12 protein-coding genes are annotated in these 18,850 nt (G+C 45.6%); 10 read left to right on the forward strand and 2 right to left on the reverse strand.

The genetic code is table 11. The features are described from left to right. The first annotated feature begins 10 nt into the window (after window positions 1-10). A complete protein-coding gene (locus BP97_RS0106770; protein WP_028548416.1) occupies window positions 11-1,144 on the forward strand; it encodes a glycoside hydrolase family 88 protein in 1,134 nt (377 codons plus the stop codon). A gap of 72 nt (window positions 1,145-1,216) precedes the next feature. Here BP97_RS0106770 and BP97_RS0106775 read toward each other — a convergent pair whose 3' ends face one another. Continuing rightward, window positions 1,217-2,107 carry a cation diffusion facilitator family transporter gene (locus BP97_RS0106775; RefSeq protein WP_028548417.1) on the reverse strand — a complete coding sequence of 297 codons (891 nt, stop codon included), beginning with the start codon at window positions 2,105-2,107 and terminating at the stop codon, window positions 1,217-1,219. Between the two features lie 236 nt (window positions 2,108-2,343). Next, window positions 2,344-3,258 (reverse strand): aldo/keto reductase, encoded by a 915-nt coding sequence (locus BP97_RS0106780; protein ID WP_028548418.1) that lies wholly within the window; start codon window positions 3,256-3,258, stop codon window positions 2,344-2,346. A 207-nt stretch (window positions 3,259-3,465) separates the two neighbouring features. Here BP97_RS0106780 and BP97_RS0106785 point away from each other — a divergent pair, with 207 nt between their 5' ends. The 9 genes from BP97_RS0106785 (at window position 3,466) to BP97_RS0106830 (ending at window position 18,828) form a co-directional block, all read left to right on the forward strand. Then, window positions 3,466-4,830 carry an MATE family efflux transporter gene (locus BP97_RS0106785; protein WP_028548419.1) on the forward strand — a complete coding sequence of 455 codons (1,365 nt, stop codon included), beginning with the start codon at window positions 3,466-3,468 and terminating at the stop codon, window positions 4,828-4,830. Between the two features lie 111 nt (window positions 4,831-4,941). Continuing rightward, a complete protein-coding gene (locus BP97_RS35530; protein ID WP_051620421.1) occupies window positions 4,942-6,771 on the forward strand; it encodes a glycoside hydrolase family 97 protein in 1,830 nt (609 codons plus the stop codon). Between the two features lie 69 nt (window positions 6,772-6,840). Continuing rightward, the gene (locus BP97_RS0106795; RefSeq protein WP_028548420.1) at window positions 6,841-9,144 is read left to right on the forward strand and encodes a chondroitinase-B domain-containing protein; all 2,304 of its coding nucleotides are present in this window, start codon (window positions 6,841-6,843) and stop codon (window positions 9,142-9,144) included. Between the two features lie 341 nt (window positions 9,145-9,485). Further along, complete coding sequence (locus BP97_RS0106800) at window positions 9,486-10,799, forward strand: ABC transporter substrate-binding protein (protein WP_028548421.1); 1,314 nt, start codon at window positions 9,486-9,488, stop codon at window positions 10,797-10,799. 258 nt (window positions 10,800-11,057) lie between these two features. Further along, window positions 11,058-13,346 (forward strand): helix-turn-helix domain-containing protein, encoded by a 2,289-nt coding sequence (locus tag BP97_RS0106805; RefSeq protein WP_197035418.1) that lies wholly within the window; start codon window positions 11,058-11,060, stop codon window positions 13,344-13,346. A 156-nt stretch (window positions 13,347-13,502) separates the two neighbouring features. Beyond that, complete coding sequence (locus tag BP97_RS0106815) at window positions 13,503-14,474, forward strand: ABC transporter permease (RefSeq protein WP_081823965.1); 972 nt, start codon at window positions 13,503-13,505, stop codon at window positions 14,472-14,474. Between the two features lie 11 nt (window positions 14,475-14,485). Further along, entirely contained in the window at window positions 14,486-15,382 is an 897-nt protein-coding gene (locus BP97_RS0106820) for a carbohydrate ABC transporter permease (RefSeq protein WP_036745592.1), read from the forward strand. A gap of 26 nt (window positions 15,383-15,408) precedes the next feature. Further along, complete coding sequence (locus BP97_RS0106825) at window positions 15,409-16,968, forward strand: extracellular solute-binding protein (RefSeq protein ID WP_036745593.1); 1,560 nt, start codon at window positions 15,409-15,411, stop codon at window positions 16,966-16,968. Between the two features lie 105 nt (window positions 16,969-17,073). Continuing rightward, window positions 17,074-18,828 carry a hypothetical protein gene (locus tag BP97_RS0106830; RefSeq protein ID WP_028548427.1) on the forward strand — a complete coding sequence of 585 codons (1,755 nt, stop codon included), beginning with the start codon at window positions 17,074-17,076 and terminating at the stop codon, window positions 18,826-18,828. The last annotated feature ends 22 nt before the right edge of the window (window positions 18,829-18,850 follow it).

The raw sequence follows: 18,850 nt of genomic DNA on the forward strand, positions 1-18,850 counted from the left end.
GGACTCAATAATGAGTGTAATTGTAAAAGGTCCTTGGGTAGATCAAGCATGGCAGGATACTGTTGATAAAGTGAGCAAAACGAGCCAACGTATTGGAGCACAGTTTCCGCACGCTAGTGTAAATGGAACGTATGTTCTTGAACCTGCTTCTTGGTGGACCGCAGGATTTTGGCCAGGCTTGTTGTGGTTGCTATACCGCGATACGAAGAATGATAACTTTAAAGCATTGGCAGAGCAATGTGAAGATCAACTGGATTCCGTTATAACAGACTACTACAAGCTAGATCATGACATCGGTTTTATGTGGACATTAACCAGTGTAGCTCGCTATAAGCTGCTGCAAGCGGATGATTCCAAACGTCGCGGACTTCTTGCTGCGAATCTGCTAGCTGCGAGGTTTAATGTGAAAGGGAATTTTATTCGCGCATGGAATCCTTGGAAAGAAGGGGAGAACAATGCGGGCTGGGTCATTATCGACTGCATGATGAACTTGCCGCTTCTATATTGGGCATCTGAAGTCACAGGTGACCCAAGATACAAGCATTTGGCTCAAGAGCATGCCGACACCGTGTTGAAGCATTTCATTCGCCCTGACGGATCCGTCTATCATATTGTCAGATTCGATGAACACACTGGCGAACGAGTAGAAGCCTTGGGAGGACAAGGCTTTGCGCCGGAGTCAGGGTGGTCCCGTGGAACGTCCTGGGCACTGTATGGAATGGCATTGAGCTACCAGCATACAGGGGAAGAGAAATACTTGAATGCGGCGAAGCAGGTTGCTCATTATTTTATCTCCCAGCTTCCTGAAGATCATGTACCGTTGTGGGATTTCAGACTTCCTGAAGGCATTGCCAAGTACCGTGACTCCTCAGCAGGAGCTTGCGCGGCTTGCGGACTTCTATTGCTTGCCGATCTGGTTTCTCCGTTGGAGGGAGCTTCTTACTTTAAAGCGGGCGAAGCGATTCTAAATTCCTTATACACCAATTATGGAGCTTGGGATAATGAGAACGAAGAGGGCTTGATTTTGCACGGAACAAGCCATTATCCGGAGCAAAAAAATATGGATGTGCCGCTGATCTACGGCGATTATTTTTACGTCGAGGGGTTAAGCAGATTAAAGGGGCATACCAAGCAGTTCTGGTAAGAACAGTCTAGCTTCTGAAAAAAATAGAGCCATCCATGGGAAGTTATCCTGAGGATGGCTTTTTCCTTTGATTTAGGCTTCGTACCAAGGATTGATATGAATAAGCACTTCATCAACGTTAGGGTGCTTATCCATAATCGTTTGTTTGATTTTGCGGGAAATATCATGTCCTTCTTGAATGGTCATTTGCCCGGGAATACTGAGCCGAACGTCGACTAGGACATAATGTCCGTGCTCTCTGGCTCTAATACGGTCAATTCTCTTGACCTCAGGGACCGAGCGAATCAAAGATGCGTATTCATCCAGTTGTGCGTGATCTACTGCTTTTTCCATCAGTACGTCGAACGATTCCTGTCCCATGTGATAGGCCAGCTTCATCACGAGGATAGAGACGATGATACCCGCGAGGGGATCGCCGTAAGCTAAATAATGAAGTCCGAACCTTTCTCCGATCAATGCGAGCCCGATCCCGGCCACTGCAGCTATAGAAGCATAGACGTCGGCAAGGTGATCGTAAGCCGTTGCCATCAAGCCTTTGCTGTTCACTCTTTTGCCGATTCGAATGGTATAAGCATAAAGTACCTGCTTCCATATCAAGGAGACCAGTGCTGCAATTAAGGCGATATAGCTCGCTTTCCTCGGCTCCTCGAAGAAAGCCATTACCGCCTCATAGGCAATGTACAGAGCGGCGATAGCCAGAATGATGGAGACAAAAGCAGAGCTTAATACTTCCGCCTTGCCGTGACCGTAAGGGTGATCCTCATCTGCAGGACGCTTCGATATATTCATCGAGGTCAGCGATGCGGCGGTTGCTATAACATCTCCCGCATTGTGGATTCCGTCAGCCAAGAGCACTTGACTGTTGGTCAATAGACCGACTATGATTTTGATCATCGTCAAGGCGACGTTACTAACCAAGCTAATCCATGCAGCAACGATTGAAGAACGGTTACCTTTACTCATCATTTATGACCCCCACCAGAACTTTTTCCCGAAGGAAACAAAAACCCTTGACCGTTTCCGGGCAAGGGTTGGATATTTTTTTGAAATAACTAACTTCCTTGCTTAGCTCCGCTCTTGATCTATCATTTTTTTCCAATTATACCATTAGAGCGAAGGAATATGCAAAGGCAGGTAACCTGGTCGGTTAAGAAAATAGTTAATATAGTTAATTATACTTGTCATTAATAAGTGTTTATTTAAGCAAATCTCATCATCTGTTCTCTAGTAAACAATTGATTCCCGACTTGCGCATTTTGAACGGCTTGCTCCGGAGATTTAGCACCTGGAATCGCGACAACCGAAGGACGTGAAATGACGAAGCGCAGTGCAGCTTCCGCCATGTCTTCACCATGTTCTAATACACTCCTGATCCCGCTGACTTTACGAATCCGTTCCTCGAACTGCTTACGACCGGCTCCATCAACATTCCATGCGCTGCGAACGCTATCTGTAAATACAGATTCCTCAGTATAATTGCCCGACAAGAGTCCCATAGCCAAAGGCCCGCGTACAAGTACAGCGATACCGTTCTCCTCGCAGTAAGGGAGAAACTCTTTTTCCGGTTCACGGTTAATTAATGAATAGTCTGCTTCAACAACCCGGCAAGTTCCATTGACATTGAAGCGCTTGAGAACCTCCAGATTGTTAGTCGATATTCCGTACTCCCGGATTTCTCCGCTTTGCTTTAAGATTTCGAAGCCTTCCAAGAAGACAGATGGGTCCTGAATGTCCCCGATATGGCAGAGCATGACATCGATCCAATCCGTTCTCAGCCGATGAAGTGATGCATGGGCGCACAGACGGATCATATCAGGGGTTGTTAATGGTACCCCTTGTCCGGTTCTTTTACCGAAGTTGCCTATTTTAGAAACAATATAGGATTGATGCCTTTCTCCGCTTAACGCTTTACCAAGACGCTGTTCAGACAATCCATTAGGTATTCCGTAGGATTCTGCGGTATCAAACAGATTAACTCCTTGATCTATCGACGCACGTACTGTAGCGAAGGCGGTTGCATCGTCAACGTCACCCCATTGGTTGCCAATATTCCAAGTGCCAAGCCCTACTGCGGATATTTGCCATCCTGTACGACCAAAACTGCGATAAATCATCGATCACCACTCCTTTAGGATTCCAATTTTGCAGCTGTAGTTTTGCTTCACAGACATCTTTATTATACATCAATCTCACATTACTGCATTAAAGCGGCAATATCAAGCCGAGTATACGACAAAAAAAGGTGAATAATCGCTATGTATAATCAATCTGGACCTCTTTATACTGGAGAGGTTTGTTAAAGACAAAAGGAGCGCGGAGAAATGGCAGAAAAGAAACAATTGTCTTTATGGTATTTGGCATGGCCAATAGCTGTCGAGATGCTGCTGCAGTTTCTAATGGGTAGTGTTGATACACTGATGGTTAGCCATATTTCAGATTACGCATCTTCAGCAGTCGGGTTGTCTAATCAAATATTGAATGCGACCAGTGTAATGTTTACCCTGATTAACTCTGGAGCAGGTATCGTTATCGCCCAAAAGCTGGGGGCAGGGCTGGTAGAACAAGCGCGTCGCACAGCAGCTATAACGGTGAAAGCTAATTTGGTAGTAGGAGCCATATTAAGTCTGTTTTTATTTGTTTACGCCGAGTGGATGCTAGGCTTCATGCAAGCGCCAGAGCAAGTGCTTCCTTTGGCGGCGACTTACTTGAGCATTGTAGGATCGAATACGATTGTGATTTCTTTGTATACGGCGACATCAGCCATTATTCGTAATACGGGGAATACACGAGCGCCTATGCTTATCGTTATGGGAATGAATATAATCCATCTACTGTTGAATTATGTCTTCATTTACGGGGCTTTCGGATTTCCGGAGTGGGGTATCTTCGGGGTGTCCATTTCCACGGTCATCAGCCGCACGATAGCGCTTGTTTTCAGTCTTATAGTTCTGTACAGAGCGTTCAATCCGGGATTTGTTAAAAGAGATTGGCAGGGATTCGACATGAAGCTTGTGAAGGAAGTGTGGCGTATTGGATGGCCTATGTCCATTAATGCCGCATCGTGGAACTATTCACAAGCCATAATATTCGCGATGGTGGCGTCCATGGGAGCAGCTTCGTTAGCTTCTTTTACTTATATGAACACCATTCAATCGCTGCCTTGGCTTGTAGGCATGTCCGTTGCCATGGCATCGCAAATTCGTGTCGGGCATTTATATGGTGCGGGAAACTTTGAAGCGTGCTACCGCAGCGCTTTCGCTGCACTATGGTCCGGATTGGCTTATGTACTTGTTACCTCACTGTTATTGTGGCTTGTCGGCCGGACTGCGCTTGGTTGGTTTACGTCGGATGCCGAAGTGCTAAAGATTGCAGTACCCTTGCTTGCGGTGAACGTCATTCTTCAGCCCTTGAAAATGATTAATCAAGCATTTGCATTCTCACTAAACGCAGTCGGCGATACCCGTTTCACCGCGGTAACCAATATGAGCTCCATGTGGCTGGTTGCTGCAGCATGCTCATATTATTTTGGAATTGCTTTGGGATGGGGAATCGTCGGCATCTATATGGCTATGATTATGGATGAAAGTATTCGAGGCATTCTGGTAGCTATTCGCTGGAAGAAAAGAGGGCGTCTTAAAATGCAGGAAGATGAGGTTAGTTTGGTACAAAAACAAGTGAGTTTGTAGCATTGAGATGGTTTGTGATTTGGCATAGGATGAGAACTAATGAGATAGGCTGCATTCCTTTGCTTATGGTTATTGGATTGATCTAATTGAAAAGGGGAGAGTTAGCTCATCATGAAACAATCGATTGAAACGAATTCCAAACTAAACTGGGCACTAAGTTCACCGGATTCAAGCATCCAGTTCCATGTGGAGATGACTGAGTTGGGAACGGTGCAGTATCGTGTACTTAGACAGGGACAAGTCATTCTGGATCGTTCTTCATTAGGGATAGTTACACAGCAGGAGGACTTTACGGAAGGACTGACATTTAGTCGGAAACTATCAGCTGTCATTAACGAGTCTTATACCCTTCCGCATGGCAAGACTAGAGATTATGTGAATCATGCTAACGAATTGACGCTTTTCTTTATAAAAAACGGGCATGTGCTTCAACTCATTTGCCGTGCTTACAATGATGGAATAGCTTTTCGTTACCAGCTCCCCGGGGACGGTGTGTTGGAAATCGCAGCAGAACCAACCGAATTCGTTTTCCCGCAAGAGCCATTAGTCAATGTCTGGTCGCAAAAATGGATGGAATGTTACGAGCGTACATATGACCTTGGTATGTTAGAGACAATGGATGAGGTCGATTATGCTTTCCCGATGCTGTTTCAATTAGGAAATGACGGATGGGTATTGTTGACAGAAGCGTCTGTGTACGGTACTTACTGTGCATCTCACTTGAAGGTAAGCAGTACAAAATCGCGTACGCTCGAGCTTGCTTTCGCACCAGATCAGACGGGGCCTAATCTGACAAATGCGCCTTTTGCGACCCCTTGGAGAACGGCGATTATAGGATCAACGCTTGCTTCAATAGTTGAATCTACGCTTGTCTTCAATCTCAATCCAGCATCAGAGTTGGAAGATACGTCATGGGTTCGCCCTGGCCGCTCCGCTTGGTCGTGGCACTCCGACAGTCAATCATGTAAGGACCATGCGAAGCAGGTTCAATTCGTTGATTTTGCAGCAGAGATGGGGTGGGAATACTCACTCGTGGATGGCGGTTGGGACAGGGAGGAAAGCACGACGAATGTGCCTGAGTTAGTCCGCTATGCCGAATCCAAAGGAGTAGGCATCTGGCTGTGGACGCACTATAAGCGTATTAAGGATGAAGAGGAATGCCGAAGCAAGCTTGCATTATGGGCGGACTGGGGAGTTAAGGGGATCAAAGTCGATTTCTTCGACAGCGATTCACAAGAGCGAATTCAGGTATATGATATGATTGCAAAGGTTGCAATGGACAATAAGCTGATGATTAACTATCACGGCTCAACCAAGCCTTCGGGAGAACAAAGACATTGGCCTCATGTTATGACGAGGGAAGGTATTCTCGGTGCCGAGTATTGGAAGAACGATTTGAACGAGGGTCCGAACGCGGTTCATAACTGCACGGTTCCATTTACTCGCAATGTCATTGGTGCGATGGATTATACGCCAGTCACGCTATCAAGGGTAACTCGTACAGGGCATTGCCATCAAATCGCCTTATCGGTCATTTTTGAATCCGCCGTGCAAAACTTTGCTGATTCGATAGAAGCTTATCGCGAGAGTGCTGGCAAGCCGTTCTTGTCACAGGTACCCGCTGCTTGGGATCAAACACTTCTGCTGGAAGGGTATCCGGGGCGTTATGTCACGATGGCAAGACGAAACGGCGACGATTGGTACATTGGAGCTATTTGTGCTGCTGGAGGAAGAACCAGCCATGTAGATCTTCGATTCCTTGAAGAGGATGTCTCCTACCATGCAGAAATTTATGAAGAAGTATTCGGTCCTCTAGATCATTACCGTTTCAAGCATTCTACGGACATTACGGTTCGAACGGAAACATTAACAAAAGCGGATTCACTGCATTTGGCATTAAGAGTTAATGGAGGCGCTGTAATCCGTTTAACGAAAAATTAGGCTGTACTCGGTCCTGGTATGCCAGCCAGGACTTTTTTATGACCATTATCTTTCAAGGGAGGCCTGTTTGTGAGTCGTCAACTCATAATAAATACCAAGGAAAGCCTTTATTCGGCGATTAAAGAAGCACTACCTGGTGACACTCTAATTTTAAATAATGGGGTTTGGACCGATCTTCAACTGGATCTCGACATCTCAGGAACCTTAACCGATCCTATCACACTAAAAGCAGAAACCCCTGGAGAAGTAGTTCTTACAGGAGCATCAACGCTTACTTTTTTCGGAGAACATCTGGTTGTTGATGGATTGTTCTTCAAGGAGGGGATACAGCCAGGAATCAACGGCAGCATTACGATCATTCGGTTTCTTCCTGATTCCAAGCATTGCCGCTTGACGAACTCAGCCATTATTGATTGCCACCCGGTCACAGCAGACATTAAAACATTTTGGGTCACTATTGATGGTTCCCATCATGAAGTGGATCATTGTTACTTCAAAGGAAAGCTGTATGCGGGACAGTTGATGAGAAGCATGAAATATTCAAACCATAATAGGATTCATACGAACTATTTTGTAGATATCCCGGCTTATGGCATAAATGGTTTGGAAATCATTCAGGTGATGGGAATCGGAAGCGACGGAGAGCCGGGAAGCGCAGGTGGAGAACATGTCATTATTGAGAATAATTTATTCGAGCGAGCCGATGGCGAGTGTGAAGAGGTTATCTCGATCAAATCCAATCATGATGTCATCCGGAACAATACATTTAAGGACTCTATCGGAGGACTCGTTATCCGAAGCGGGCATAATACGGTCGTGGAAGGGAACTTCTTTCTGGGCGGCTCGGTAGGAGGAACGAAAGGAATCCGCGTAACAGGAGAAGATAATGTGGTGCGGGGCAATTATTTATCCAATCTTCAAGGCTTCGCGCTTAGTGTGATGTCAGGGGAGTATATCGACGAGCCTTTAACAGATGAATGGAAGCCGGTGCTTCGTCAAGGAACCCCTTTAGGACGTGTCCCTGTGTACAACTGGTCCAAGCATAATGTCATTACACACAATCAACTGATCTATAACCACGGTCTTGATCTGGATATGGGCATCGGATATAAATCAGCCTGGCCTTCCAAGCAGCGTATTTTGCTTCCGGAGCGTAACGTTATCACCGACAATGTAATCGTCAAGGATCGTGGAGAGTCCCTTACTTTTGCTCAGCAAGATCCGAGTGTGATGAATATTGAATTTGCATCGAACCGGTATGCTGACAATAAAGTGAGCCTACATAATAATGAAGAAATACTGCCCGAAGGATTCGTTCATTCCGAGCTATCTTTAGAGACTTTGAAGGATGGAGATTTCAAGTATTGTGCTGAAGCAGTCCCATTATCCTTTCAAGGTCTTTTGAACGAATTTGATGTAGGGCCGCAATGGGTGATTCATAAAAGAAACGAGGGTATTCCTCTATTTCAGGCTCGCGATCAGTTTGCCACGCTGGAGACGGTTCCTTGGGACGCTGAGAAGCACTTGTGGATACTGCGAGCGGGAAGCAGTGATATCTTCGTGGGCAATTGGCGCATGAAGCTGGATGTCAATCAGCGTGAGGTTTGCCCTTTTGAACGCGATGGCGTATATTATGTTCCTATTCGGAGTTTAGCTGAGAGATTAGGGCTTGCATCAACCCAGACTAAAGAGAATGAAATTCAAATCCGAGACGATAATCGAATACTGACCCTTCGTGCTGGGAGCTGTATGGTCATGCAAGAAGGGATAGAGAGCATCGTTCCATTTATTCCTATTGAGCGGCAAAATAATCTGTATCTTCGTGCTGACGAGGCGGCTGAGCTTTTCAGGAAAAGCTTGTATCAGAATGAACAAGGGGTTATTGCATTGTCTGATTACAAAGAGGATACGGCTTCTTTTAACAATGAACATGTACTCCATCAAATAGCTCAGCTGTTCAAAGTTGCGGCAAGCCGTTTTGAGAAAAATATGACGATGCCACCTCAAGGGCATTCACACGGTAAAATTCCAGGAAATACATTAAACGAGGATTCTTCGCTGCAATGGATTTCCTATGGTGATGGAGAATGGATTCGATACGATCTGGGACAGATCCAAGAGGTAGGGGGAGCCGTGGTTTTGTTACCCATGGGAAATGAAGTGAAGTACTCGTTCTCTATTGAATCCTCAATGGATGGAGTGGACTGGATCGAGCTATTAACCGGTGTAAGCGACGGAGAACAGGAGAAGCTGCAATTCTCGAGGACATCTGCCCGCTACGTGCGGATTATCGGTCACAACAATTCGCATAACAATGCGATTCGATTGAATCATGTTCAGTGGTATAACGGGTTGGGTGAACCAATTTCTTAGTAGCTTTCTTTTGAATTTATAATAGTCACAAGCCTCGGAAGTTTCTTGTTCCGGGGTTTTCTTTTTACACTTAGGCTCTAAAGGTTAGTTTAATACAAATTTTAGTTAACTATAGACATCTAGATTATAAGAAAAATAATGTAGAATAATGAAAGCGCCAACATACAGGGTTGCAAATATGAGGAGATGGTTAAGTCAAGTAAGATGTGGGTTTATTTTTCAGGATATTGCTTGTCAAAAATCAAAGTGTTTTCATTCAAAATGTAAACGCTTAATTTGTTGTAGGCAAAAAGTGAGTTGCGAATAAAGAGTTTTATAAAAATGAGGGGACAGTGATTCACATGAACAAGAAATGGGTTGCAAGTACGTTGGCATTAATGCTAACAATGGGGATTGGAGCGGGATGTGCCAAACAAGAAGAGGCAGCACCTGTACAGCCTGAGCAAGCAAAAAGTAAAATCGGGACCAATCCAATTACACTCAGTGTATTTACGGAAGTGCCTATGTCCCCGGATGATTTTGAAAAGCTTATTGCCGGACCGGTCAAAGCCAAGTATCCTAGTGTAACGTTGGAACGAAGCGAGAAGGCTAAAGGAAATGAAATTACGGATCGGATTGCCGCAGGCACGATACCAGATATTTTATTGTCTGGCTTTTACTTCATACCGAATCTTACGGATACCGGAATGCTCTTGGAAATAGACGATCGGATTAAACAGAACAATGTTGACTTGTCTGCCTTCGAACCTGTCGTAATCGACGCTTTGAAAGGGTTCCGTGATGGTAAGTTGGTAGCACTTCCATTTTACATGGGAACAACGGCGTTATTTTATAACAAAGATATTTTTGATCGATTTGGTGTTCCTTATCCCAAGGATGGTATGACCTGGAACGAAGCTACCGAGCTAGCTCGCAAGCTTACCCGCAGTGATGGAGGAGTTAATTACCAAGGCTTGAACCCGGGAAGCTGGGACACACTCGGAAGCCAATTGAGCTTGCAGAAGATTGATCCGGCTACTAACAAAGCCATGGTGAACAGTGACGGTTATCGTAAGGTTCTGACCTTGCTGCAGGATATTAACTCTATTCCTAATATAGATCCAAAAATGAAGGCGATGGATGCCTTTACTAAAGACCGGAATTTGGCCATGTATTCTTTCTGGTGGACGGATGTCGTTACAAAAATGGAAGAGGCCGCAAAAGCTGGTAGTCCCGGGAATTGGGATATCGTTTCCACACCAACCTTCCAGGATAAGCCGGGTGTAGGGGCCAAAGTGGACGCTCATATTCTTATGGTTTCTTCCCAAACAAAATATAAGGACGAAGCTTTCGAAATTATTAAATTCCTGACTACATCTCCAGAGGTTCAAACGGAAGTTGCCAAGACAGGAAGAATCCCTGTTCAAACAAATAAGGAGATTCGCAAGCATTTGGGTGAGAATTATCAAAGCTTGAAAGGCAAAAACCTGGATGCTATATTCAAAAATAAAATGGCTCCGCTGCCGAAATTCCATGTACTCGACAGCAGTGCAGTGGGCAAGCCGATGGGTGATGCAGTGACGGCTGTTACGCAAAATAATGTAGATATCAATACAGCGCTTCGTCAAGCGGAAGAGGCGGTCAATAAAAACATCGAACAATTAATGAAGAAGTAAATTATTTTATAAAAAAAACCAATCAGAATGTTTCTGGTTGGTTTTTTTAGCATCTGAACCTCTATCAGGTGTTTGGATGGTAAAGGTTTTACTAAGTTATAGTTTTTTCTTTAAGTCATGTCGTCGGTTGTAGTGTGCATATGGTATGCTTTGTAAAAGCAGGTACGAAATGCCGAATTATTGCAACTAAGATTGAATCCGCTTTCAATATGATTGGGGTGTACCGCTAATCCGACAGTAACAGGGGAGATGGAGCTGTTGAAAGGAACCTTATCTGCAAGATTTAAGGTCATTTATGGCCTTGTGTTTTTAATGATTATTTCTACTACTGCCTGGTTATCGTATCTTAGCTCCAAAGGTAGTCTGGAAGAGCAGCTTAAGAATTCGAATATTGCTTTACTGAACCTGGTTCAACAGAAAATCGAAATGATTTTGCGGGAAATCGATACCAATACGATTAACTTCATTCAGGAGCCTGAGGTGGCCTTCTTCTTAAACGGAAGGTATACGAACGACGATCTGCGGTTTAACCACTTTAATGTACTCAATACGAAGTTCAAGGTGTTAATGAACGCTAACAGCAATATTTCATCCTTCTACCTTTACTCGCTTCAGAACAAGAGCTTGTTGACGGACAGTACGTTTTCCGACGAAGTGGATTTCTACGATATGAATTGGTTGACTGCTTTTAACAAGATGCAGCGCTACCACCAGTGGCTGGATGCTCGCAAAATAACAACGGTCAGCTCCGGATTGCAGCTGGATAAAAACGTAATCACTCTCGTTCGTCAATTCCCGTTGATCAGTAATCCGCAATTCCGCAAAGGTGCCATCATTGTGAACATCGACGAGCGTACAATAGCAAACTTGATGGAAGATGTCGACAACCAGCGGCTTGGGCAAACCATGGTCATCAATGACCAGGGCATGATTATTTCCTCTAAGAATAAGAGTCAGCTCTACAAGCCTTTGAGCAGCATCGAGGGCGCTCCCGATCTGGACAAACTGCAAGGAAGCGGCTATACGATGATGGAAACCCATAACGGGAGCTTTACAACCTTCTTTGTAACGTCAAGCTATAATGGCTGGAAATACATAAGCGTAGTTCCGAACCTGGTCATGAATCGACCGCTGGAATTCGTTCGCAATGTGCTTTTGTTCATCGCTTCCGGGATGTTTCTAGTAGCCCTCGCGCTTGTTTATGCGGTAAGCAGCTACACGTTCCGTCCTTTGGAGAGGTTTTTTCGGTCATTTACAGAAAGGAAGCTGGATCGTCCCGACGATTTGACGTATTTGGAGAAATTTTTCAAGCAAATGATGTCTGACAATGAGTCTTTGCAAAAACAAATGCATGAAAGCTTGCCTGCCTTGAAATGGCGCTTAATTATGAGCTTGCTCATGGCGGACAAAACTAGCTATAACAGGATGAAAAATTATTTTGACATTTTGGGCATTGATTTCTTCGAAGCCCGCTTCGTCGTACTAGTGATAGAGCTGGACCGCAAGCAGCATGTTGCTTCTCCACGCGATGTATACTTGTTCACCTATGCAATCAGTAACGTGGCGGATGAACTGGTAGCCGGCGTCTGTAAAGGGGTGTCAGTGGAGGTAAGCGACGGAATTGTCGCCGTCATCATGAGCTTCGAGGAAGACGATCCGAAGCATAATCAGATTCAGGCGCTTCAAATAGCTGATCTAGTGAGAAACTATGTTGCCGCGCATTTTAAACAAACCGTAACCATCGGCGTCGGGGGTTCCTATCTCGATCTTGAAGGGATTCATGAGTCGTATCGGGAAGCGCAGAATGCGGTGAAATACAAGCTGATTATGGGTGATAACACGGTTATTTCCATTGATGATATTGCAGGTAACCACAACGATAAATTTTACAGGGTTTGGGCGATGAGCGATACGGTTGTCGGTTTGATCCGTGATACGGATAAAGTGAAGCTGGAAAGCCAGCTCGAAAAGCTGTTTGTTGAGACCATCAAGAGCAATGCGCCGCCGGAAATGATCAAGCAAATGTGCATCCAATTGATTATGAAGTCCATCAAAGCGATTTCGGACAAAGGGCTCGACATCAAGCAATTTCTCGATCCGAAGGAGAATATTTATCATCGCATAGATTCATGTGCCAATGTAGACGAAATCCGAAGCTATATTTCTCTGTTTCTTCATGAGCTGATCGTACGAACAGAGGAGAAAAGGGAGAACAGGAGTCCAAGCGATACGGTTCATCAGATCATTGCTTATTTGGAGCAAAATTACATGGATAGCAATTTGTCACTCAACCTGATCGCTTCCGATTTCAAATTAAGCGTTCCTTATCTAAGCAAGATGTTCAAAGAAACGATGGAGATGAATTTCATGGATTACCTGATACAAGTTCGGATGGAAAAATCGAAACAGCTGCTGAAGGATCCGAAGCTGAAAATTCAGGTGGTTGCGGAACAAGTTGGCTATAACAATGCTCAAAGTTTTATTCGAATATTCAAGAAGTATACAGGGCAAACCCCAGGTGAATACAGGGAACATCCTTCAGCTTAAAAAAGGTGAATGGATTAAAACCGGTGTATCGAACAAAATCAAACCCCAGCTTAAAAAAAGTGCAGAACCTAAAAACGGAATATATTCAAACAACACGTGCAGCGTATACGATAACGGTGAATCGGCAGAAGCAAAAAAAAGAGGGGAGGTGGAACTATGAATTCGCAAATCGGTGACGTCACAAGTCAAACAGGAGTCACGCAGTCCGTATTGGCAAGAAGGATGAAGGCGATGTGGAAATATATCAAACGGGATAAGTACTTGTATTTGCTGCTGCTGCCCATCTTGGCATATTATCTTCTGTTCAAATATGCGCCGATGTTCGGAGAAATCATCGCATTCAAAAATTATCGTTTTGCCGACGGCATCTGGGGGAGCAAGTGGGTTGGGCTCAAGCACTTTGAGAGATTGTTCACAAGTCCGGATTTTTTCAACGTATTGAAAAACACGCTGCTGCTCAACGTGTACAGCATTGTATTTGCTTTTCCGGTTCCCATTGTTCTTGCCATACTACTGAATGAGGTGCGGATTGAGTGGTATAAACGAACCATACAAAATTTGCTCTACATTCCTCATTTTATTTCCTGGGTCGTATTGGGTGGTATCGTCATCGCTCTATTGTCGCCTTCAACAGGAATCGTGAACACCGTAATCAAGCTGCTCGGCATCGAGCCCGTTTACTTCATGGCAAGCAATTTCTGGTGGCCGATCGTGTTCATTTTATCTGGGATTTGGCAGAGTGCTGGCTGGGGGACGATTCTATACTTGGCTGCGATGGCAGGTATCGATCCGCAATTATACGAGGCGGCAAAAATCGATGGTGCGAGCAAGATAAGACGAATTTGGCATGTAACTTTACCGGGTATTCGCAGCACGATTGCGATCTTGCTTATTTTAAGAGTCGGTCAGATGATGGATGTTGGCTTTGAGCACATATTTATTTTACAAAACAAAGCTGTTTATGAGGTATCAAACGTTATTAGTACGTACGTGTACAATGTGGGGCTCGTTGGCTCCCAATACAGCTATACGACGGCACTGGGGCTGTTCCAATCAGTGATCGGCCTTATTCTGGTCGTTAGTGTTAACAAAATCATCAAAGCTCTGGGCGAAAACGGACTATGGTAAGGGGGGAGCGAATGACCAGAGGTTCCGCGTTAACATCAAGATGGATATATGGTTTGGTGTATATATTTCTGGCGTTTCTCGCCATATTGACTTTATTTCCTTTCGTCAATGTGCTGGCTACGTCCATGAGCGGCTCGAGGGCGATCAGCTCCGGGGAAGTATTTCTGTGGCCTAAGGATGTGACATTCACCTCCTTCCAAAATCTCATTGAGGACGGACAACTGCTCGTAGCCATGAAAAATACGGTGCTCATCACGGTAGTAGGAACGGCGCTTAACCTTATTGCGACGATAATGGCAGCCTATCCGCTCAGTCGCAGAAGGTTGAAGGGGCGAAATTTCATTTTGATGGTCATCACGTTTACCATGCTGTTCGGGGGAGGCTTGATTCCGAACTATATTTTGATCAAGTCCCTAGGCATCATGAATTCTTACTGGGCGTTATGGCTGCCGGGACTGCTAAGCACGTACAACTTTTTTGTTATGAAAACATTTTTCGAAAATTTGCCAACTGAGCTGGAAGAATCGGCAGCTATTGACGGAGCCAATGATTTACTTATTATATGGAGAATCATTCTTCCTCTGTCGCTTCCGATTATCGCCGCACTGACGTTGTTTTATGCGGTGGGTTGGTGGAATTCTTATATGAGTGTGCTGATGTACATCACAAGCTCGGGCAAGCAGTCACTTATGGTTAAGCTGCTGCAAATGATCGATACGACAAGCCAGAGCTTGCTGAATGCGAATGCAACGAACGGCGGAGAGGGAGCAACGATGCAGACCTTGCTATCACCTGAAGGAGTTCGGGCAGCAGCGATAATCATCTCGGTAACCCCTATCTTATGTGTATATCCGTTCTTGCAAAAATATTTCGTCAAGGGTGTTTTGATTGGTTCTCTGAAAGGTTGATCCCATATGAGGAGGCGGAGAAGTCGATGATAAAACGCAAGCCAATAGCCGTAGTTCTAGGAGTTACTTTAACCACATGCATGATTGCAGCTTGTTCCGATGGTGAGAAGAGTCAGAACGGCGATGCGAAGAATAGCGATTCCGGTAAATTGGAGGTTAGCATCTCAATTCTCGATCGGGGGCAGGTAGCCAGCGATGAAGGAACCTATGAGAGCAATAGGGTGACGAAATACATTAACGAGAAGTCAGGGATTAACGTCAAATGGGTACCCATTTTGCGAACGCAATCAACGCAAAAGCTGAATACACTAATTGCTGCCGGTGAAGCGCCGGATCTGATGTGGGAGTTCGATAGGAACTATATGTCCACTTTAAAGGATCAGGGAGCCATCCAGCCGATTGATGATTTTATTGAGAAATACAGCACTTCGTATAAAAGTTATTTGAAAGCGCATCCGGAATTGAAGCCATATACGATGTTCGATGGTAAAACCTACATGGTGACCAGTGCACGCGGAATCGACGCCATCGCTAACCACGCCATGTGGATCAGACAGGACTGGCTGGATAAGCTGGGCCTAAAGATGCCCACAACGATGGATGAGATGATAACCGTCATGAGAGCATTCAAGGAGAAGGATCCCGACGGTAACGGAAAGCAGGACACTTTGGGCGGCGCATTCAACTATAACTATACAGGCATCATTCAAGCATTGTTTGCTGCTCAAGGCGGCATGTGGTACTTGGAGAATGGGAGCATCGTTAAAGGCAACTTTACCGCTCGATATGCAGATGTATTAACGACTTTGAAGCTGTTCTTTGACGAGGGACTTGTAGATAAAGAGTACATTACGGATAAAAATTTTCAGAAGGAGCGGCAGTTGTTCGTGACAGGGAAAGCGGGCATCTATTTCTCAAGCTGGAATATCCCGTCGGAGTATCGCGAGCTGAAACAGAATGTTCCTGAAGCTAAGCTGGTGCCTTTCGAGCCCGTGAGTACTAAGTACGGCAAATTCGGTCTGTTCCAAGAGCCGCCTGCCAACAAGCTGATTGTGTTCAACAAAGATTTGAAGGATCCGAGAGCAGCGGTGAAGCTGCTGGATTGGATGATAGATAAAAACTGGTTTGACGTGCGCTTCGGGCAAGAAGGAGTTCATTATAAGCTGGTTAACGGGGTGCCGCAAGCTATCGATGCAGACAAGAATAAAAAGGAAATCGCCTATGCTCCTGAATATGCCGTAGTGGATCAATACAGTCCAAAGCCTGAGGACTTTGCCGTTATGGCCGCGCAGGATGCCATTTCCCAAGAATACGCCAAGCTCCAAGGCGAATCGCTCAACACGGCGATGAAGAATAAATTCCGCAGAGATATTCCGTTCAACCCGACTTTTCCTGAATTAACGGAGATTCAGACTTCATTCTCTCCGTTGTCCGAGGAAATCGAAACCAAAGTCATTACAGGCGGTTCCCAGTACACTCCACAATGGGGAATGGAGCAGCTTCGCAAAGAATGGAAGCGACTTGGCGGAGATAACGTGGATAAGCTAGCACAGGAATGGTATCAGAAAAATGTGAAAGCAAACTGATTAAGAGCAGGAGCGTCCTAATCCTATTAGTTCTAGTCTAGATGGAGGGAAAGGACGCTCTTGTGCATTTACTATGCAAAGGTAAAAGGAGTGGAGTAAGTGACTATGGATCATCGACAATTGCTGATGAATGAGCTCAAGAAATGGCACAAAGATTATAATCCTGAGCTGCACATGGTGAGAAGGCCGTTTAGTACTCCGGGTTACCATACCACACTCAAAGAGGTGACGTTCACACACCCGACACTGGCCGCATTTATTTACGCTTTAGGTTTGCTCGACAGTGAAGAGGGTGCCTATAAGGAGCGGGCTTCGGACATTTTGCGTAAAGGGATCAGTCTTCAGGACCAGAACCGTGAGAATTCGACTTTTGGGATCTGGTCTTGGTTCCTAGAGGAGCCATTGACGATGATGGCGCCTCCTGACTGGAACTGGGCCGATTTTTGCGGCAAACGGCTTGTATTAGCTGAGCAACGACACGGTAATCGGCTCTCGGAGGATTTGCGTGAGCAGATACGGCTCGCAGTCTTTTGCGCATGTGACGCAATTATGAAGCGTAACGTCGGACCTAGCTACACTAATATTGCAATCATGGGGGCATTCGTCACGCTAATTGCAGGGGAAGTGTATGGAGTTGATCGATATGTCGACTATGGACTGGAGCGGCTTCGCAAATTTAGCGAGTATACTCATGAGCTAGGTACGTTCCAAGAGTTCAACAGCCCTACCTATACGGTCGTTGCCATTCAGGAGCTGTCCAGCATCCATACGTCGACGAAGCTGCCGGAAGCCAAACGTCTTAGTGCCGATATGCTGGATGTAGCTTGGCGTATGATTGCAGAGCATTACCATGTGCCGACCGCCCAGTGGTCTGGACCGCACAGCCGCAGCTATAGCACGGTAATGACGGATTCCGTGAGATCCTTCCTGCAGATGGCGTGCGGCGATGATACGTTCTCACTTCAGGCTGAGGACCCTTTCGTTTACAGCCTGGATTGGTACGGCAATCATATCGAATGCCCGCCGGCGTACAGGTCCGCATTCGTGGATACAAACGGAGGCGAATACTCTCAGGTTATTCATAAAGACCCGCAAGGTAAGGCGATCAATATTGCTACTACCTACAAAGACGAGCGGATTAGTCTCGGTACGTTCAGCAAGGATGTTATGTGGAATCAGCGACGCAACCTGCTGGCCTATGCACAGAACGGCGATAGCTTCACCTATGTTCACCTGCGTTTTTTGCACGATGGGTATGATTATTCTTCAGCTGTATTCACCTCGCGGCAGGATGGTGCGGACATCCTGTTCGGAATCGGCTTCTGCACGAATGGAGGCGATACTCATATCGGACTCGACTTAATAGACGGTACCTTGGAAGCAGCCGATCTAAGATTGCGTTTCGAAATCGGAGGCAGCCTGGACGGAGTAGAAGCTCGCCTTACGGAGGATAAGGAAGCGGTGAACGTCAAGTTAGACGGGGCAGCGCAAGCTATGCATGCAGCTGTCTTGTTCGCTTCATTTGACGGCGAGAAGCCGCATTGGGAAACCGTAAGGGACGGGGAGAAATGGTACGTTGACTATATCGTCTACGCAGGCAAGAAGAAGCGGTTTGATTTTCGCAGTATGCAGGAAGCTCTACTTGTGTTGGCCTTCCGGCTCAGCAGCGAGGAAACTGCGCCGCTTAAAGCTTCAGCTGTGCGCTTAGGCCCTGAAATGGGCGTTGAAGGGGAAGCACGTGATGTATTTGCTGGCAGTGGCGATCCACAAGTCTATGCCACCTATGAAACTATTGGGGGAAGCTTGCTGCATCTGACTTTGCCTTTGAAGCCGGCAGAGAAGCAGCAAATGCTACAATAAATGGCTACATAAGGGATTGGAG

The organism is Paenibacillus sp. UNC451MF (genome assembly GCF_000686845.1).
In the GTDB taxonomy this organism is placed as follows: Bacteria; Bacillota; Bacilli; order Paenibacillales; family NBRC-103111; genus Paenibacillus_S.

Bases quoted from the DNA above. Each gene is read 5' to 3' on its own strand.
- BP97_RS0106770 (WP_028548416.1), top strand. From the start codon at position 11: ATGAGTGTAATTGTAAAAGGTCCTTGGGTAGATCAAGCATGGCAGGAT.
- BP97_RS0106775 (WP_028548417.1), bottom strand. From the start codon at position 2,107: ATGAGTAAAGGTAACCGTTCTTCAATCGTTGCTGCATGGATTAGCTTG.
- BP97_RS0106780 (WP_028548418.1), bottom strand. From the start codon at position 3,258: ATGATTTATCGCAGTTTTGGTCGTACAGGATGGCAAATATCCGCAGTA.
- BP97_RS0106785 (WP_028548419.1), top strand. From the start codon at position 3,466: ATGGCAGAAAAGAAACAATTGTCTTTATGGTATTTGGCATGGCCAATA.
- BP97_RS35530 (WP_051620421.1), top strand. From the start codon at position 4,942: ATGAAACAATCGATTGAAACGAATTCCAAACTAAACTGGGCACTAAGT.
- BP97_RS0106800 (WP_028548421.1), top strand. From the start codon at position 9,486: ATGAACAAGAAATGGGTTGCAAGTACGTTGGCATTAATGCTAACAATG.
- BP97_RS0106815 (WP_081823965.1), top strand. From the start codon at position 13,503: ATGAATTCGCAAATCGGTGACGTCACAAGTCAAACAGGAGTCACGCAG.
- BP97_RS0106820 (WP_036745592.1), top strand. From the start codon at position 14,486: ATGACCAGAGGTTCCGCGTTAACATCAAGATGGATATATGGTTTGGTG.
- BP97_RS0106825 (WP_036745593.1), top strand. From the start codon at position 15,409: ATGATAAAACGCAAGCCAATAGCCGTAGTTCTAGGAGTTACTTTAACC.
- BP97_RS0106830 (WP_028548427.1), top strand. From the start codon at position 17,074: ATGGATCATCGACAATTGCTGATGAATGAGCTCAAGAAATGGCACAAA.